This is a genomic window from Corynebacterium sp. LK14 (genome assembly GCF_008042215.1).
GTDB lineage: Bacteria > Actinomycetota > Actinomycetes > Mycobacteriales > Mycobacteriaceae > Corynebacterium > Corynebacterium striatum.
Genome location: NZ_NOVQ01000008.1, coordinates 1 through 16,173 on the forward strand (window position 1 = coordinate 1; position 16,173 = coordinate 16,173).

At 59.4% G+C, this 16,173-nt stretch carries 12 protein-coding genes and 3 pseudogenes; 6 read left to right on the top strand and 9 right to left on the bottom strand.

Going from position 1 to position 16,173, the window contains the following annotated elements:
• Positions 1-452, bottom strand: a pseudogene (locus CHU71_RS03200) (transposase); the annotation flags it as partial.
• Between the two features lie 73 nt (positions 453-525).
• Here CHU71_RS03200 and CHU71_RS03205 point away from each other — a divergent pair.
• A pseudogene (locus CHU71_RS03205) lies at positions 526-1,093 on the top strand (transposase); the annotation flags it as partial.
• Positions 1,094-1,635: 542 nt separating this feature from the next.
• On the opposite strand, the gene CHU71_RS03210 reads toward CHU71_RS03205, so the two are convergent.
• The 3 genes from CHU71_RS03210 to CHU71_RS03220 are packed head-to-tail and all read right to left on the bottom strand — an operon-like array spanning position 1,636 to position 4,272.
• Complete coding sequence (locus CHU71_RS03210) at positions 1,636-2,457, bottom strand: ABC transporter permease (protein ID WP_014303356.1); 822 nt, start codon at positions 2,455-2,457, stop codon at positions 1,636-1,638.
• The gene (locus CHU71_RS03215; RefSeq protein WP_014303357.1) at positions 2,450-3,211 is read right to left on the bottom strand and encodes an ABC transporter permease; all 762 of its coding nucleotides are present in this window, start codon (positions 3,209-3,211) and stop codon (positions 2,450-2,452) included. The genes CHU71_RS03210 and CHU71_RS03215 overlap by 8 nt, the downstream gene beginning before the upstream one ends.
• On the bottom strand, positions 3,208-4,272 hold the full coding sequence (locus CHU71_RS03220) for an ATP-binding cassette domain-containing protein (RefSeq protein ID WP_147760164.1): 1,065 nt from the start codon (positions 4,270-4,272) through the stop codon (positions 3,208-3,210). The genes CHU71_RS03215 and CHU71_RS03220 overlap by 4 nt, the downstream gene beginning before the upstream one ends.
• 410 nt (positions 4,273-4,682) lie before the next feature.
• Between CHU71_RS03220 and CHU71_RS03225 the strand changes: the two genes are divergently transcribed.
• From CHU71_RS03225 to CHU71_RS03245, 5 genes are all read left to right on the top strand, one after another.
• Positions 4,683-5,312, top strand: a complete 630-nt coding sequence (locus CHU71_RS03225) for a sugar O-acetyltransferase (protein WP_147760165.1) — start codon at positions 4,683-4,685, stop codon at positions 5,310-5,312.
• Between the two features lie 217 nt (positions 5,313-5,529).
• Positions 5,530-6,537 (top strand): glycosyltransferase, encoded by a 1,008-nt coding sequence (locus CHU71_RS03230; protein WP_255456381.1) that lies wholly within the window; start codon positions 5,530-5,532, stop codon positions 6,535-6,537.
• Positions 6,534-7,319, top strand: coding sequence for a thioesterase II family protein (locus CHU71_RS03235; protein ID WP_023018093.1), 786 nt, complete (start codon positions 6,534-6,536; stop codon positions 7,317-7,319). The genes CHU71_RS03230 and CHU71_RS03235 overlap by 4 nt, the downstream gene beginning before the upstream one ends.
• Positions 7,320-7,346: 27 nt before the next feature.
• Positions 7,347-9,113 carry an ABC transporter ATP-binding protein gene (locus tag CHU71_RS03240; RefSeq protein WP_034970331.1) on the top strand — a complete coding sequence of 589 codons (1,767 nt, stop codon included), beginning with the start codon at positions 7,347-7,349 and terminating at the stop codon, positions 9,111-9,113.
• Positions 9,113-10,837: an ABC transporter ATP-binding protein gene (locus tag CHU71_RS03245; RefSeq protein WP_147760166.1), complete on the top strand. Its 1,725-nt coding sequence runs from the start codon at positions 9,113-9,115 to the stop codon at positions 10,835-10,837. Before CHU71_RS03240 ends, CHU71_RS03245 begins: the two co-directional genes overlap by 1 nt.
• A 3-nt stretch (positions 10,838-10,840) precedes the next feature.
• On the opposite strand, the gene CHU71_RS03250 is transcribed toward CHU71_RS03245, so the two are convergent.
• The 5 genes and pseudogenes from CHU71_RS03250 to CHU71_RS12980 all read right to left on the bottom strand — a co-directional run.
• Positions 10,841-12,301 (bottom strand): ABC transporter ATP-binding protein, encoded by a 1,461-nt coding sequence (locus CHU71_RS03250; RefSeq protein ID WP_227917020.1) that lies wholly within the window; start codon positions 12,299-12,301, stop codon positions 10,841-10,843.
• 14 nt (positions 12,302-12,315) lie between these two features.
• Positions 12,316-13,062, bottom strand: coding sequence for an energy-coupling factor transporter transmembrane component T (locus tag CHU71_RS03255; protein ID WP_070684481.1), 747 nt, complete (start codon positions 13,060-13,062; stop codon positions 12,316-12,318).
• Positions 13,062-13,688 (bottom strand): MptD family putative ECF transporter S component, encoded by a 627-nt coding sequence (locus CHU71_RS03260; protein ID WP_014307391.1) that lies wholly within the window; start codon positions 13,686-13,688, stop codon positions 13,062-13,064. Before CHU71_RS03260 ends, CHU71_RS03255 begins: the two co-directional genes overlap by 1 nt.
• A 91-nt stretch (positions 13,689-13,779) precedes the next feature.
• Positions 13,780-14,796, bottom strand: a complete 1,017-nt coding sequence (locus CHU71_RS12975) for a non-ribosomal peptide synthetase (protein ID WP_338149303.1) — start codon at positions 14,794-14,796, stop codon at positions 13,780-13,782.
• A 55-nt stretch (positions 14,797-14,851) separates the two neighbouring features.
• A pseudogene (locus tag CHU71_RS12980) lies at positions 14,852-15,970 on the bottom strand (AMP-binding protein); the annotation flags it as partial.
• Positions 15,971-16,173: the final 203 nt, after the last annotated feature.

A 16,173-nucleotide genomic window follows, 5' to 3' on the forward strand; every position in this document is an offset into this window, starting at 1 on the left:
TTGCACCAATAACGGCATCAGAATACATCTTTAACCTGCGTTTTTACGGGTGCTCACCCACTTGTAAAACGAGGAACGATTCAGCTTTAACACATCGCACATCCGCTTAACCGAGTACTCGGTTCGGTGGTCATCGACAAACTGGAAGCGGATCACCAGTGAGTCTCTTCGGCAAAATATTTCGCGGCCTTACGCAGGATGTCGCGTTCTTCGCGCAGCTTAGAGACTTCTTTTTCCAGCTGACGGATTCGCGCAGAATCATTCGCCGCTTGGGCTTGATCGTGCACGGCCTTCGTGCGGGCACGTTTGCCAGTGCCGTACTTTTTGACCCAAGAATGTAGCGAGGCACGGTTGATACCGAGCTCAGCTGATGCTGAGTTCAGCGAGAGATCCTCGTTGTTCTCATAGAGGGCTACGGCATCGCGTTTGAACTGTTCGGAGTACCTGGACATGGTGGTAGATTACCTTTCTTCCCAGCTCGACTGGGCTGGATATCAGGTGTCCACCACATGGGGGTCAGGTCCCATCGATGCCATGCTTGCTGCCATCCACGAACAGACCGTATCCATTGCCGGCGCAGAATACGCCGAACTTGGCGTAGCAATGTCCGCCACAGATGCACTAACCAAACTCGAGCATCGTAAAGAAATCGAAGCGCAGGTACTCAAGCTGATTCAGGACATTCCGCAGACCGAGATTCTTTTATCCATGCCTGGTATCGGCCCGCGTAGCGCAGCGCAGATCCTCATGACTGTTGGCGATATGTCCGACTTCCCCGATGCAGCGCACCTAGCATCCTATGCAGGGCTATCACCGCGGACGAATCAGTCAGGAACGTCTATCATGTCGAATTCGCCTAAACCGGGCTGGCAACAAAAAATTAAAGAACGCCCTATGGCAATCGTCTTTTGCATCGATCAGATTCCACGAGCGTTCCCGGCAATTCTATGAACGAAAACGCAAAGAAGGCAAAAGACACAACGCCGCAGTCGTCGCACTCGCACGCCGGCGCCTCAACGTTCTCTTCGCCATGATGCGAAACGGCGAGCTCTACCGAGACATCTCCACAGTCCAGGAGGCCGCAGCAGCCTAGAACCAACAGACCCTCACCTCAAGCCGATTGCACAGCAAGCCCAATCGGCTCCTCACCGTGCCCGAAAACAACATCCACAAGGAAAAGCAGAAACCCTTCACACCCCCCAACAAACTCACCCACGGAATTGACAAACTATATAGGAACACCTCCCTGGGCGATGGTGCAGGCGCGGAGAGCGCCGCTGTTGCCGATGCCGCGCCCAACACCGCGACGGTAGTAGAGTACCCGCTGCCGGTGCAGGAGTTTGCGGTGACCCGCTACGATTTGCCCGCCGGCACCACGGTTTCCACGCAGCTTCCCGGACCGGCCATCGCCCTGGCTACTTCTGGTGTGGTCACGGTAAACGACCTGGAGCTAGCCCCGGGCGAGGCCGCCTGGTTGCCGGTAACCGGCGGCGACACTACCCGCCTTAGCGCGGCCGCGGGTAAAGATTCGCAGCTCTTTATCGCGGCGGCGCGCCCTGCGCGGCAAGTAGCGCTACCGCGCCGCTGGGGACGCCGCCGCGCGACAAGTAGCACTGTCGCGCTAACCGGCGCTATTTACGACATGGTGGGGCGGCGGAACGCAGCTGCGGCGGCTAGCAGCACTACGGTGAGTGCTACCATCCAGGCCACGAAAGCCCAGACTGCGGTGCCGGGCTGGCCGGTGGCAAGGATTTCGGCGCTTGGCGTGCCGTCGATGGCGGCGCCGGCGCGGGCGGCGAAGGTAAGCGGATTCCACCGGGCGATGGGTTGAACCACACCAGCGAATTGCTCCACGGGCACGAGGCCGCCGTTAAGTGCCATGGCCGCCATGATGATGGGGGCCGGGCCAATGGCGGCCTCCGGGGTGGCGCACATCGCGCCCACCATGGCCGATAGCGAGGCGGCCACCACCGCGCCGAAGATGATGACTAACAGCACCCAGCCAAACCCGGCCAGCGTGTGAATACGCAGGCCAGAAGCCACGGAAGCCAGCAGCACCGCGCAGCCGGAGATAAGGCTGCGTAAGGAATCGAAACACCAGCGGCCGAAGATCTCCGGGCTGGTGCCGTAGCGCGTGGTCGCGATGCGGGTGGTGATACCGCGTTGGCGTTCCTTAATTATCTGCGCGGCGGCGGAGGTGCCATTCATCAGTTCGCTGGAAAGGATGAGCGCGATGGTAAGCGGTAACGCGTCGAGCGTGGCAGAGCCTTGCGAGGCCGCCATGAGGTCGCCAAACAGCCACCGCATGACCAGGAACATCAAAACGGGACCAGCCACGGTATTGGTAATTACCGCGCTATCGCGGCGGGCGGCGCGCAGGTGCCTTCCAAAATGCGTGGCGACAGTGGACAGCCAGGTGGTGTCGTGCGACACGGTGGCGGTGGTGTGGTTAGTCATGTTTCCTCCCCTGGAAAGCGGTGATAAAGCCCCATACGCCAACGACGGTCATGGCGATGAGCCAGCACAGTGCTTCGACTCCGCGCGCCCCCAGGGCAGCGCCACCTAGTAGGTTGCGGGCGGTGTCCAAGATGGGAGATAGCGGTACGTGCCGGATGATGGGGCCAATGCCGCCGGGCAGCGCATCCGCAGGCACGAATGCGGTGGAGAACATCACCATGACCAGCACGAGGTTTTGGAAGAGCAAGGACGCCGAGGTGGGCTTGGGGGCCAACAGGCAGGAGCCATCGATAAACGCGGAGAGGATGATGGTGAGGGCGGCGAAAAGGGCGATGGTAAGGATAATACGACCCGGTCCGGCAGCGTAGCGGGCACCGAGCAGGATCGTGGTGAGGACGACGATGCTGCACGACCACGCGGCGCGGGTGAGATCTGCCAGCAGCCGGCCGACGACCGTGGCCCAGGCGGGCGTCCCGGTGGCGCGGATGCGGTCGTGGATGCCGTTTTCGGCGTCACGCGTAATCGCCAAGGAGGAGCCCCCGGCGGCGAACACAATCGCCTGAATAACGCCGGCGGGCAGGAGGAAGGCGGCGTAATCGATGCCGAGTTCCGTCGAAGCCTTGGCGAAGGTGGCGTAAAAGATGACCATGAACAGGCTGGGTATTGCCACGGCGGAAACCATTACGGCCTTGTTGCGGACGGTGCGCAGGACATTGCGGTGCCACGAGGCAGCGACTGCTCCGAGCGCGTTCACTGGGAGCCTCCACCGGTGTGGGGAGCCTGCTGCGCGATGTCGCCGGACCCGGCGATAGCGAAGTAGACATCGTCCAAGGAGGGCGGAACCAAGGAGACGTCCGCGACCGAGGTGTCGTCGCCATCCCACAAGGCCAGCGCCCGGACTAGGGTGCGGTGGCCATCGGGCGCATCGACGCGCAATACGGTGTCCTCTTGGCGGCAGTCGATGCGGTGTTCTTGCAAGGTGTGGGTGAGGCGTGCGGCATCGTCCGGGCTAGACATCGTGATGAGGCACACCGTGGTGCCATAGCGGTCCTTGAGCTCGGCGGGGGTGCCTTCGTCGAGCACCTTGCCTCCGGCGAGCACGGCGACGCGGTCTGCGAGCTGGTCAGCTTCTTCCAGGTATTGGGTAGTAAGAAGGATCGAGGTGCCGTCGGCCGCCAGCCCGCGGACGGTATCCCACACGGAGCTGCGCGCGGCGGGGTCGAGGCCCGTGGTCGGCTCGTCGAGGAACAGCAGCGCGGGCGGGACAGTGAGGGAGGCGGCGATATCTAACCGCCGGCGCATGCCGCCCGAGTATGCCGAAACCAGGCGGTCGGCGGCGCCAACCAGATCGAAGCGCTCAAGAAGTTCCGCGGCGCGGGCCTTCGCATCGCTAGCTTTAAGCCCTGCCAGGCGGCCAAAGAAGATGAGGTTTTCCTTGCCGGTAAGCTCCTCATCCACTGCGGCGTATTGCCCGGTCAGCGCGATGGAAGCGCGCACCTTGGGAGGATCCGTGGCTAAGTTGTGGCCATCGATGATGGCGGTTCCGCCCGTGGCGGGCAGCAGCGTGGAAAGGACATTGACCAAGGTTGTCTTGCCGGCACCATTGGCGCCTAGGACGGCGAGGATGCCCCCGCGCGGAATGGCGAGGGTCACACCGCGCAGGATTTCCGTTCGCTTCTTGACTTTTCCCAGGCTACATCGCAGATCTTGGACATCAAGCACCAGGTCGCGGCCTTTTGCGTGGGCGCTGGTTGAGGGGACTGCGGTGGCGCTGGGGTCACCGCTAGCGGTTGCCGTGGTGGGGTTTTCTTTCATGATTCATCCCTGGATATACGTCAACGGTCTATTAGACGGCGCACCGATTCTCCTACCGCAGAAGGAAAACCGATTATTGCCCGCGAACGATGGATTGTGGTCCACGGAGCAAGCGCCTGGGGTAGTGCCAACTAATCCTTAGAAAATGATGTATTCTAGCGGCACCGGGTCGTGCACAGCGCCCCGCAGGAGAGGGCTGCACAGGTCGGCTGATCGGCGGCGACGCTGCAGGTTGCTGCAAAGTTGAGCATACCATAATTAGGCATGGCATGCTTGACAATTAAGTCGAAGGCCTGTGAGCTACCAAGTGTGAGCTAAGAATCTGGGTATTCCGACTAGTCAGGGTCAAACCGCGTGGCTGACCGTAATTCGTATTGTGGCTCGCGCCTCTCAAGCACAAAGGAGTATCCATGGATTCTCGAGAGCAAATCGAAGATAAGATTCTCTGCGGTCAGCCCTTCCGCCCTATTGAGGACCCGGATCTCTATTACGAGATGATGGAGGCGGCGGAGAAGTGTCACGATCTCAACCAGCTTCGTCCACTTCAAACAGCGGAGAAGCAGGCAGTGATGGCAGACCTGCTTGGTGAACTGGGGGAGCGCTTAATGGTTTTCCTGCCATTTCATGTCCAATATGGCTCGAAAATCAAGGTCGGAGATGGCGTGACCTTCAATCGAGGAACGACGGTACTTGATATGGCCCCGGTGACATTTGGCAATGAGGTCATGGTTGGTCCATGGTGTTCCTTCTTTGCTGGCAATCACGCCTTAGACCCCGTAGAGCGGCAATACATGGTGTGTACCGGGGGTGCGATCACCATACAAGACCATGTGTGGCTTGGTGGCAATTGCACGGTAACTGCGGGTGTCACGATTGGGCATGGTGCAGTAATTGGTGCTGGCAGTGTTGTGACAAGAGATATTCCGCCCATGGTACTCGCAGCCGGTAATCCGTGCCGAGTCATTCGTGATATTGGCCCGGAAGATAAGCTCGTGGGGGAGTCTTGGGTTCCTGAGTGGCCTAGTTGGATTACGGATTGAGACGGCTGTGAAAGTTCTCGCGGTCGTCCTGGGTTCTGAGGGTGATATGCTGCCATTTGCGCACCTTGGTGTCGCACTTCGAGATCGTGGCCACCAGTTTGTTTTGGCTGGGTTTAGCGAATTCGGCGGGAGTTTTCGTGCAAACGGGGGGGACTACATCGAGTTACCCGGTGATTACCGGGCGTTAATGAAGCGCCTTTTGGGCGATAGTAAAGGCATGATGGACACTGTCTTAGGTATCCGTGAGATGATATCTGACGCCCACGTTTTCGATGTGTTAGAGCATGCCATGGATGGCGTTGACGTGGTCATGTACACCCAATTCAGTGAAGTTGCTCGGTTGTTAGGGGCTGCACGCGTCGTCCCCAGCGTTCGGGTGCAGGTTTTCCCTACCGAACCCTGCCTCCGTTACAGCCTCGTGGATCCGCGAAAACTGGACGGCTCTGTCGGAGCTCTGGTCACCCACTGGATGTCCAATACTCTGATGGCTTGGGCGATGCGCCCAGTGATAGCGGCATGGCGCCGTAGGTTGGGGCTGCGTCAGCGAGCGCTCTCCTCTCCACCAACCACGATCTACCAATTCAGTCCCGCGTTGAGTCCGCCGGCGCCGGAATGGAAAAACCACATTCACGTCACTGGCGAGTGGCTTGACCCGCACCACAGTGAACTCGCCCTAGACCCAGCAGTCGAGGAGTTTGTGGCTGCCGGCTCGGCCCCGGTTCTGGCAAGCTTTGGGAGTATGGTCTCAGATCGCGTTTATGACCTTCAACGATGGACTCGAGACGCGTGCATCGAGCATGGTCTGCGGGCGATAATCGTCGATCCCGATCATGAGCCTGGTGTGAGAGAAGGAATCCTCACCGTCGCCCGGGTCCCGTTCGCGACTGTGCTTCCGTGGTGCCGTGCAGGCATCTGCCACGGCTCACTGGGCACCACCGGGGCGATCCTGCGCGCCGGCAAGCCGTGCCTTGCGGTTGCATTCGGTGGTGACCAACACTTCCATGCCAACGCAGTTTGTCGAAACGGTGCCGGGCCGAACTATATTGACGCCCAGCGAGGCGAACTGAGTGCCCAGTCCCTGGCCGCCGGAATTGCCGATTTGGTAAGTGGAGCATACGACTCCGCAGCCCGCAGGATGCCCGAGTTGCTTGCCACAGACCCGGGTACCGTCGCAGCAGTAGAAATCGTGCTTAATCAGTCCGACCTAGCGAAAGGCGAAAAATGACAGAAATCAGCTGCGAGGGAGTCTTTCCGTTTGTGGCCGGACATCGCACTGGAACCCTCTTGTTTTGCTTCCATCACGCAGGAGGCAGCGCTTCCGTCTATCGTGGATGGGTGGGGGTCAACCCAAGCATTGACGTGGTGCCGGTGGAGCTTCCCGGAAAGGCAACCCGTCGCCGAGAGAAATGGGTAAGCGACTTTGACAAGCTCGCCGATATGTGCGCAACCGAGATAGTAGATCTGGCGGCGGGCGCGCCGATTGCGTTGTACGGCCACTCCATGGGGGCAGCGCTGGCCTACCAGGTTGCTGCCTGCCTGCAGCAGATGCATCGGCCCACTATACCGGAAGCCGTGGTGGTGGCCGCACGGCAGGCGCCCGGAGAAACCGTGCCTGGGGAATACCACTCGTCAATGGGGTTCGGTGCGCTGCGCAGGGAGTTTGAGAAGGTAGGTGGCACACCACCTGAGATCCTTGCCAATGATGATGTGATGAAGCTGCTGCTCGCTGACATTCGTCGCGATTATGTGTTACACGAGGGCTTTCACCATGCAACCACGGTGCTTCGCTCTCCTGTGCTGGCATTGGCGGGGGATAGCGACCCAGCTGTCAGCCCAGAGATGCTTTCCCGGTGGGAAAATTTTACCAGCGGTAGTTTTGAACTGAAGGTCCTGCCGGGTGGGCATTTCTTCCCGCTCGATACTGGAACCGAGTTCCTCGACCTGCTTGCCGGTTTTCTAGCGGGAATTACTGGGAACACTGCCTGGTTAGCGCGGAACAATGCGTGATTGTGACTGTTAAGTAAAGAGGCCCCGATGACCGAACAAAAACCACCCATTACATTTAGGCAAATATCTCAACCTGCCCACCGGCAGATCACGGTGTCGCTGCTATTGGCGGTGCTGGCGGCGGTTTTGTCGCTGGTGCCGGTAATCGTGCTGGTTGAGCTGGTGCGCACCGTAATGCTGTCCTTCCAGGGAGAGCCGATAGATGCGTCAAAGCTGTGGCTGCTAGTCGCGGCGCTCATGGTGGCCACCGTCCTACATGGACAGGCAACCGTGAAGAGCCTCCAGGTAAGCCACCAGGCCGACGGCCTTTTGGGCGAGCACTTACGCCAGCAGCAGATTACCAAGCTGGGTAGGCTCCCGCTGTCTTGGTTTACGCGGACACCTTCGGGGACTGTGAAAACCTACATCGAAGACGACGTCACCAAGATCCACCAGCTCATCGCCCACGCGCCGCACGATTATTCGGCCGGTGTACTCGTACCGCTATTGAGCCTGGGATACATGTTCGTGGTGGACTGGCGGATAGGCCTGCTGGGCCTGGTACCACTGCTGTTGGCAGTGGCCACCATGCCGTTTATGATGCGCGAGTTTCAAGAAAAGGCGGAGAAATTTAAGTCCAGCCAGAAGCAGCTAGACGCCGCCGTCGTAGAGTTGGTGCGCGGCATCCCGGTTATCAAGGTGTTTGTTCCGGAAGGCTACGACGAGAGCATTTTCCTTAGTCGTTCCCGGAGTTTTGGTGGGTTCTATCGCGAGTGGTTGCACGCCACCGTACACCCCACCGCTTTGATGAAGATCTTCACCTCCACCGGGTTTGGCCTGCTGGTGGTAGCCGCGGCCAGCCCGTGGCTCATCACGTCTGCGGGCGTACCAGTGGCCGATGTGCTGGCAGCGTTTTTGTTCATCAACAACATCGCCGCGCCTCTGCTTATGCTTTCGCGCACTAACATCATGTTTTCGGAGGCGAAGGCTGCCGCGGCGGATCTCACCGAGTTCTTCAACATCCCGGTATTGCCGCCCGCTGCTGGCGGCAGGGAGCCTGCAAACGCCGGAATTGAGTTGAAAGATTTAAGCTTCTCCTACGTGCCGGACACCCCGGTGCTTTCCGGCATTAACCAAAAACTTACCGCCGGCAGCATCACTGCGGTGGTGGGACCTTCCGGCTCGGGGAAGTCCACGTTAGCCGCGCTCATCCCCCGGCTATTAGACCCCACGGAGGGGTCGGTGCGCATTGGTGGCGTCCCTAGTACTGATCTCCGATCTGACCAGCTCTACCGTAGGGTAGGGTTCGTCTTCCAGGACCCTTACCTTATGCGGATGAGCGTGCGGGATAACATTCGCCTCGCTCACCCGGAGGCCACCGACGCAGACGTGGTTCGCGCCGCCCGCGCCGCCCAGATTCATGAGCGCATTACCCATCTGCCGCGCGGCTACGACTCGGTGGTGGGAGAGGACGCGCAGCTTTCCGGTGGCGAGCAGCAGCGGCTGGCTATTGCCCGGTCCATCTTGCTCGACGCGCCGATCCTCGTGTTGGATGAGGCCACCGCTTTTGCGGATCCGGACTCCGAGGCCGCGATCCAGCGGGCCATTACCGAGCTGGTGGCCGGGCGCACGCTAGTAGTTATCGCACACCGGCTCCACACGATCACCGGCGCTGACCGGATCCTCATGCTGGAAAACGGTGAGGTCACCGAAGCAGGCACTCACGAAGAGTTAGTGGCGGCAGGCAAGGGCTACGCCACGATGTGGGCACGCTACCAAACCGCGCAGGCGGGCATCCAAGGGGAGGAAAAATAATGATCCGCACGCTCTATTCACTGGGCAGTCCGGCTGATCGTCGCCGTCTGGTGCTGGTCCTTACGCTAATTGGGATTTCCGCGGTGGCGTTGGCCATTGGCCTTATCCTCATTGCACTGTTTTTGGACACGCTGTTTAGCGAAGATCCCGCGCAGGCCGCAGCATGGTTGCCCTGGATCATTATCTCCGTCCTCGTCTACGCCGCCGCAGACTGGCCCACTGAGGTTATTGCCCAGGACCTGGGGCATGATTACGTGCTGCGCATCCACCGGCTTATCGCCGATCGCACGGCACAGCTACCCCTGGGCTATTTTGAAGAAGATCGCGCCGGCCAGATCGGTGTTGTAGCCACCAGCGGTGCGCTGTTTGCCGCTAACGCGCCGGCAATGATGCTGCGGCCCATGCTGCACGGTGCTGCCTCGGCCGGTTTGGCTTGCGTGTTTCTCATCGCCGTGGACTGGCGGCTGGGGCTGGTTACCGTTGCAGTGGCTGCCGTGGTGTGGTTCGCCTATAACCGCCTAATGCGGCAGTACCGCGTGGCAGAGCGCCAGAAGGGCGAGCGCAACGAGCACGGCGCCGCGGAGGTGCTGGAGTTCGCCCAGGTGCAGCCGGTGCTGCGCATGGCTGGGCCGGATTCGCTGGGGGAGCGCGCCGTGCGCGCCTCGATTCGAGAGCAGCTTAGCGCCCAGCAGCACACCCAGAAGACAGGTGAGATGATCATGGGTCGTCTGGCTTTAATCATCATGGTCGGTACCGTGGTCATTGATGCCCTGGCCACAGTGCTACTTCTCAACCACTGGCTAGAAGCAGGCACCTACATTGGCGTCATTGTGTTGGTGTTCATCCTGGCTCGCGTTGCTATGTCGGGCATACCCTACGGCGAGGGCTTGGAATCCGCGCGCAATACCTTAGATGAGATCCAAAAGATCCTCGATGCGCGGGTGTTGCCGGAGCCTGCGGTTCCGGCGGCGCCACGCGACTATGGCATCGAGTTCGATGGGGTGGGCTTTGGCTACGGACCCAACACCCCAGTGGTCCGCGACGTGAGTTTCCGCGTGGCGCCCGGAACTACTACTGCGTTGGTGGGTCCCAGCGGCTGCGGCAAGAGCACCTTGCTAAAACTTGCGGCACGCTTCTATGACGTTGACCAGGGGACCATCCGTATCGGTGGTGTGGATATTCGCGATCTTGGCTCCCGGGCGGTGTTGGATTCGCTGGCTATGGTGTTCCAATACGTGTACCTCTTCGAGGACACACTGTATGAGAACATCCGCCTGGGCTGCCACAATGCAACGCGGGAGGAGGTGCTCCGCGCAGCGGAGTTGGCCGGTGTCACCGAGATTGCCCGGCAGCTGCCGCAGGGGTTTGACACCCTGATTAGCGAGGGCGGGCAGAATCTCTCCGGTGGTGAGCGTCAGCGTGTCTCCATCGCTCGTGCGCTACTGAAGGACGCGCGGATCGTGCTGCTTGATGAGGCGACTAGCTCTCTAGACGTGCAGAATGAGCACCTTGTGATGCGCGGTATGAAAACGCTTTCTGCCGAGCGCACCATCGTCGTCATTGCGCACCGGCTGCACACCATCCGCGACGCGGACCAGATTGTGATGATGAGTCCCTCCGGCACCGTGGAGTCTATCGGCAACCACGAGGAACTCATGGAGAGTTCCCCACGCTACCGCAGCTTCTGGGGTGAAAAGAGCGACGCCACCAGCTGGAAGCTGTAGGGACTAGCTGTCGCGGCCGCGTAGATACCGCACCGTGCGCGCCAGTGCGAGATCATCGCACGGTTCGCAGGCGGTAAGGCGGCCTTTTTCCACGCGCAGGAGAAGATCGCAGCACCGCGCCACCAGCTCCATGTCATGGGTTACTACCAAAACGGTCTTGCCCTGCCGGGCTAGGGCGTCTAGCAGGTGGGCCACCCGGTGCATGCGGCACAGGTCCAGCCCGCTGGTGGGTTCATCGAAGACGATTACCTCGCGCTCACTTAGGACTGCTGAGGCGATGGCCACGCGCTGGCGTTCGCCGCCCGAAAGCGACATCGGGTGCCGGGCCCGCTTGTCCGCGAGATCAAGTGCACCAAGCACCTCGGTAAGGCGCGCTTCGTTTTTCCCATCCGGTCCACTGGTGCCGATGATTACGTCGGACTCCACGCTCTCCCCGAAAAGCTGGTGGTTTACGTCCTGCATTACTAAATAGGACTGGCGCAGGCGCTGCCGGGGACCCGAGAGCGAGCGGTTATTGATGTCCACCACGCCGGTGGCCTTAGATTCCAGGCCAGTCAGAACGCGCACAAAGGTAGATTTTCCGGCCCCGTTGCGTCCTACCACGCCGATGACTTGTCCTTGCGGCAACTCCGTGTGGCTGATGCTCAGGGATGGCTCTGTAGCCTTGGGGTAGGTGAACTGTAGCTTTTTGAGCACCATCGTGCCACTTGAAGGGCGTGGCTCGCGGGTCACCTCGGGGACCTGCTGCGCTGAGCGCAAGCCCATGCGGTACAGTTCGGCCTTGTCTAGGGTGCGAAACTCCGAGCCGCTGAGATCATGAGCGATCTGCCCGTCCTGCATAACCAGCACTCGGTCCACGATGTCAACTAGGTAGGAAAGCCGATGCTCAGCGATCAGGACGGTGCGGCCCTGTGTCTTCCACTGCGCGACGATGCGGCGCAGCTCATCGACGGCGGCGAGGTCGAGATTTGATGATGGTTCGTCTAGTAGTAGTACCTGTGGGTGCATCGCGGCCACTGAAGCGCATGCTATTTTTTGTTTCTGGCCGCCGGAAAGTGTGAACAGGTGCCGGTCGAGGAGATGAACCATGCCGAAATCTGCGGAAAGTTCCCCAATACGCTGTCGAATCTCGTTGGGCGCCACGCCGAGGTTTTCGCAGCCAAAGGCGAGTTCGCTGGCTACTTCCAGCGTGAAAAATTGCGACTTGGGGTTTTGGAACACTGAGCCTACGCGTTCGGCGATGTCGTGTGGGTGGGCATGAGTGATGTCTTCGTCGTCCAGCAGCACCTCCCCCGAAATCTGGGCGTCGCAGAACGTGTGCGCCACGCCGTTTATCAGGCGTAGCAGGCTGGACTTACCGCAGCCTGATTCGCCACACACTAGAACTAGTTCGCCCTTCGCCACGGTGAGATTTACGTGGTGCAGCACCGGCTCCGCTGTGTTTTGACCATAGGATAGTGACACATCGTGCAGCTTTATCACGGCAGCATCACTATATTTACCAGTAGTAGGATCAGGGACACGACGAGCACGCTTATGACTATTGCGTCGCCTACGCGGAAGCCTATCTCGCACAGCGTGGTTCGTCGGCGAGGCGAGCCCAATCCGCGGGTCACTGCAGACATAGCCAGCTCGTTGCCGATGCTCACAACGGACGCCAACAGTGGCACAAAGCGGTATTCGAGCATAGCGATCGGGTTGCGCAGGCCCGAGATGCCACGCATCTGCATGGCGGTGCGGATATCGCGGTATTCCTCGAGAATCGTCGGGAAGAACCGGAACATGATGGACGTGGGGATGGTCAGGGCGTCGGGGCTCCTCATGCGCTGCATCGCGGCCATGAATTCGCTGGCCGAGACGGTGCGTAGTAGGTACCAGCAGCACGTGATGCCAGGGAGGATGAGCGAAAGCCCTGCGAACCACGTAGCGCACACGTCCACGATGATGTGGCGCTCGGGCAGGGCCTGTACCACCACCGCAGGAAAGCCGGCGAGCACCGCGAAGGTGAGTGCGTATCGCAGTGCAGCGGCCACCATGCCGGAGGCGAGGAAAAGTGCCCCGGGAACGGCAATGAGCATCCACCGGGCAATGCTGCCCAGCGCCCCACTGGACCCGGCCGGTGAGATGAGCACCGAGGACACCACGAGGATGACCAGCACCGTGGTGCGTGGGTCCAGATGGAGTCCCGCTGTGTGCGTGCCTGATCCGGGCAAAGTGGGCGACATCAGGCGATTCCTGCTCGCTGGAAGTGCTTGGTGAAGATGCGCCGGCCGAGGATCCCGCCGAGGATCCCGCAGACGAAGGTTACTATCACAATGATGAGGAATAGCCAAGTCATCTGGCCAATAGAGGTGAGGCCATCCGCGAAACTAGCACCATATTTGGTCTGCATGCCGCTGCTCTCTATGTAGCGCCGAGTGGTGAAGAAAAGCGGAATATATGATGCGGTGGGTGACACTGCTATAAAGGCATAGGCGATCACACTGTGTATTGCGCTCGTATACTTGCCGGCGCGCAAAATTAACTCGGCAAACACGGCCATGACCAAGCTGAGCAGCAGTGGCCATATGCCTAAACCAAGCAGCAGGCTGGCGAGGCCGCTGAGAAGAAGGAATATGAAGACCATGCCGGGCTTGTGCACCTTGGCCAAGAACAGCATCATCGGGATGCCCAGGATGAGGGCCTGAACGCTGGTGATCATCACGTAGGTGATGGGGGTGATGCCGATGAAGGCGATGACCACGCCGGCTACCAAGTTGATGACGAAGAAGATGCCGATGTTCATCAGGTCGGTGATGTTCAGCCGTCCTGCTTTTGCATCTTTCGGGGTGGTGTGGGGAGTACTGGGCATGATGTTTCCTTTCAGATTAGGCTGCTTGTGCGTAGCACTGGGTTGGGGGCAAGTGGCTTGTCAGGTGAGTGAAACAGGTGTGGCATGAACTCTAAATTTCGCCTTCTTCTACGTCGCTGCCGACGATGTCGGCGATCAGGTCGGACAATTCTCGGACCGTTGGATGGTTGAATACGTCACGTATGGAGATCTCTACTGACATTTCTCGACGAATCGAGTTAGTAAGCCGCACGGCCGTGAGCGAGTCGGCACCGATGGTGAAGAAGTCATCGTCGATGCTGATCTCCTTGGGCCCGAGGAGTTCTTGCAAGATGGTAATGATACCCGAATCTCGGTGATTACGAGAGCGTTCCCTTGTTTGTGGTTGTTCAAAGGTTTTTCCTTCTAAACTCTTGCGATCAATCTTGCCGTTCCAAGACCGTGGTAGCCCATCAATGCGTGATATCACGCGTGGACGCATATAGGCAGGGAGAGACTCGGCGAGGTGGTTATTGAGTGCTGCCATGTTAAAGCCCTCATGCGTAACAACGTAGAGAACAATGCCATGGTCGTTGACAGCGACGCAATCGCGGAGTTCGTTGAATTTTCGTGCTGTTGACTCGATCTCACCGAGTTCGATGCGGTAGCCGTTGACCTTAACCTGACCGTCCTCGCGCCCCAGGAAGATGATGTGACCAAGGTGATTGTAGAGGGCCTTGTCGCCCTTGCGGTACATTCGTTCGCCGGTGCGGGGGTGGGTGATGAATGATGCTGCGGTCTTCTCTGGGTCCTTCCAGTACCCCATGGCCAGGCCACGTCCGGCAATGTAAAGGTCTCCCGGCACATGGGTGGGTCGGGGGTTCAGGGCCTCATCGAGGATGTACATTCGCTGATTTGCCAGCGGCGTTCCATAGGGAATGCTGGTACGCGAGGCATCATCGACGCCTACCTCGTACCAGTTTGACCATATCGATGCCTCGGTAGCACCCCCAGCAGCGAAAACTGTGCAGTCCCGGAAGAGGGTGCTGACCTGGTAAGCGATACTTACAGGTATCCAATCTCCGCTGAGTAGTGCCGACCGTACGGAGGAACCAATGAGGCTCCGTTCGCGGAGGTGTTCCACGTACATCGAAAAAAAGTGCTGGCACAGAGTTCCACAGCGTCACCGAGTGCGTAGTTACGGCATCTGCCCAGCACTGCGGATCACGTTTGTCTGCTGGAGATGGCAACACCAAGGTAGCACCCCGCGCGAACATCCCGAAGATGTCGTATACCGATAGATCGAAGTTTAGCTCTGAAATCCCCAATATCCGGTCGGTCGGAGTCACCCCGAGGCGTTCGTTGACATCGACAATCGTATTGACCGCCGACTCGTGGGTGATGGCTACTCCTTTGGGAGTACCCGTCGTACCAGACGTGTAGATGACGTACGCAAGCGAGCTGGGTGTCGGACTCGATTCGCTTAAGGCCTGGTCACCTGGCCGATGCCGGGCGACATCGGCCAGAGTGATGACTGTGCAGTGCTCGGCTAACGCAGCGAAATCATCGTCCGGATGGTCCATCGCAACAATGGATGCACCCGCATCGTTGATGATGGAAGTGTTACGCCCCACCGGTTGGTCCACGCTCAGCGGCAAGTAGGCGCATCCGGCCTTCATTGCGCCTAGTACCGCTGCGATCTGTTGTGCGGACTTTTCCATCATGATGCCAACGAGATCACCAGGCGCCGGGTCAGTTGCAGCAATAAGCTGGGCCCACTTATCCGACTGCTCATTGAGTTGCTCGTATGTCCATTGCGTGGTGGCGTCTATCACCGCGAGGTTGTCACCATGCTCGGCAAGTCCCTTCTGATACAGCCCCAGTAGGCTCTTATCCGCTCCGGGGAGTTCCCGGTCTGTGTCGTTGATTCGATCTGCGGTGGGCTCGTTGGTCGTCGGAGCTATGGTACTGGTGGGCGCGTTCCAGAGTTCAGGGGACTCTGCGAGGTGCGAGAGAGTGGCTGTAAGGCTGGTGAAAAGCTCCGCCACCATGTCGTCGGGGAAGATCGCCTCGACCGCGTCCATATTCAGCATCAGGCCACCATCGTGTTCATAGACCTGGAGGTCCATCCATACCTGTGGCGTCTGCGATAGGCCATGATCGATTACGCCCAGGTAAGGACTCTGATCTGACTCGGGGTGCTCCACGACGCCCAGGCCACACGTGAAGACCACCGGCATGGTTACCCGAGCACCGCGTTGCTTAGTAAGCATTCGCTGCACCGACACGCCGGAGACACTGCCGTGATCGAGATTGCTGAACATGCGCCTGTGTAGCGCTGCAGCGCGGTCCCGGAACGATGGTGCACACTGGGTATCCACGCTGAGAATAGATAGGCTGGTGAAGTCGCCAACTATGTGGTCAACCTCGGGGGCGAACCGAGTGCGGTGAAGCGTCCTGGGTTTAGTTCCTACCTCAGCTAAGGAAGGATTGAACTATGCCTAGAAAGTATTCCGTCGAGTTCAAG

What these genes read in the sequence shown, in the direction of transcription:
- CHU71_RS03210 (WP_014303356.1), bottom strand. Translation starts at nt 2,457, where the DNA reads ATGACTAACCACACCACCGCCACCGTGTCGCACGACACCACCTGGCTG.
- CHU71_RS03220 (WP_147760164.1), bottom strand. Translation starts at nt 4,272, where the DNA reads ATGAAAGAAAACCCCACCACGGCAACCGCTAGCGGTGACCCCAGCGCC.
- CHU71_RS03225 (WP_147760165.1), top strand. Translation starts at nt 4,683, where the DNA reads ATGGATTCTCGAGAGCAAATCGAAGATAAGATTCTCTGCGGTCAGCCC.
- CHU71_RS03230 (WP_255456381.1), top strand. Translation starts at nt 5,530, where the DNA reads ATGATGGACACTGTCTTAGGTATCCGTGAGATGATATCTGACGCCCAC.
- CHU71_RS03235 (WP_023018093.1), top strand. Translation starts at nt 6,534, where the DNA reads ATGACAGAAATCAGCTGCGAGGGAGTCTTTCCGTTTGTGGCCGGACAT.
- CHU71_RS03240 (WP_034970331.1), top strand. Translation starts at nt 7,347, where the DNA reads ATGACCGAACAAAAACCACCCATTACATTTAGGCAAATATCTCAACCT.
- CHU71_RS03245 (WP_147760166.1), top strand. Translation starts at nt 9,113, where the DNA reads ATGATCCGCACGCTCTATTCACTGGGCAGTCCGGCTGATCGTCGCCGT.
- CHU71_RS03255 (WP_070684481.1), bottom strand. Translation starts at nt 13,062, where the DNA reads ATGTCGCCCACTTTGCCCGGATCAGGCACGCACACAGCGGGACTCCAT.
- CHU71_RS03260 (WP_014307391.1), bottom strand. Translation starts at nt 13,688, where the DNA reads ATGCCCAGTACTCCCCACACCACCCCGAAAGATGCAAAAGCAGGACGG.
- CHU71_RS12975 (WP_338149303.1), bottom strand. Translation starts at nt 14,796, where the DNA reads ATGTACGTGGAACACCTCCGCGAACGGAGCCTCATTGGTTCCTCCGTA.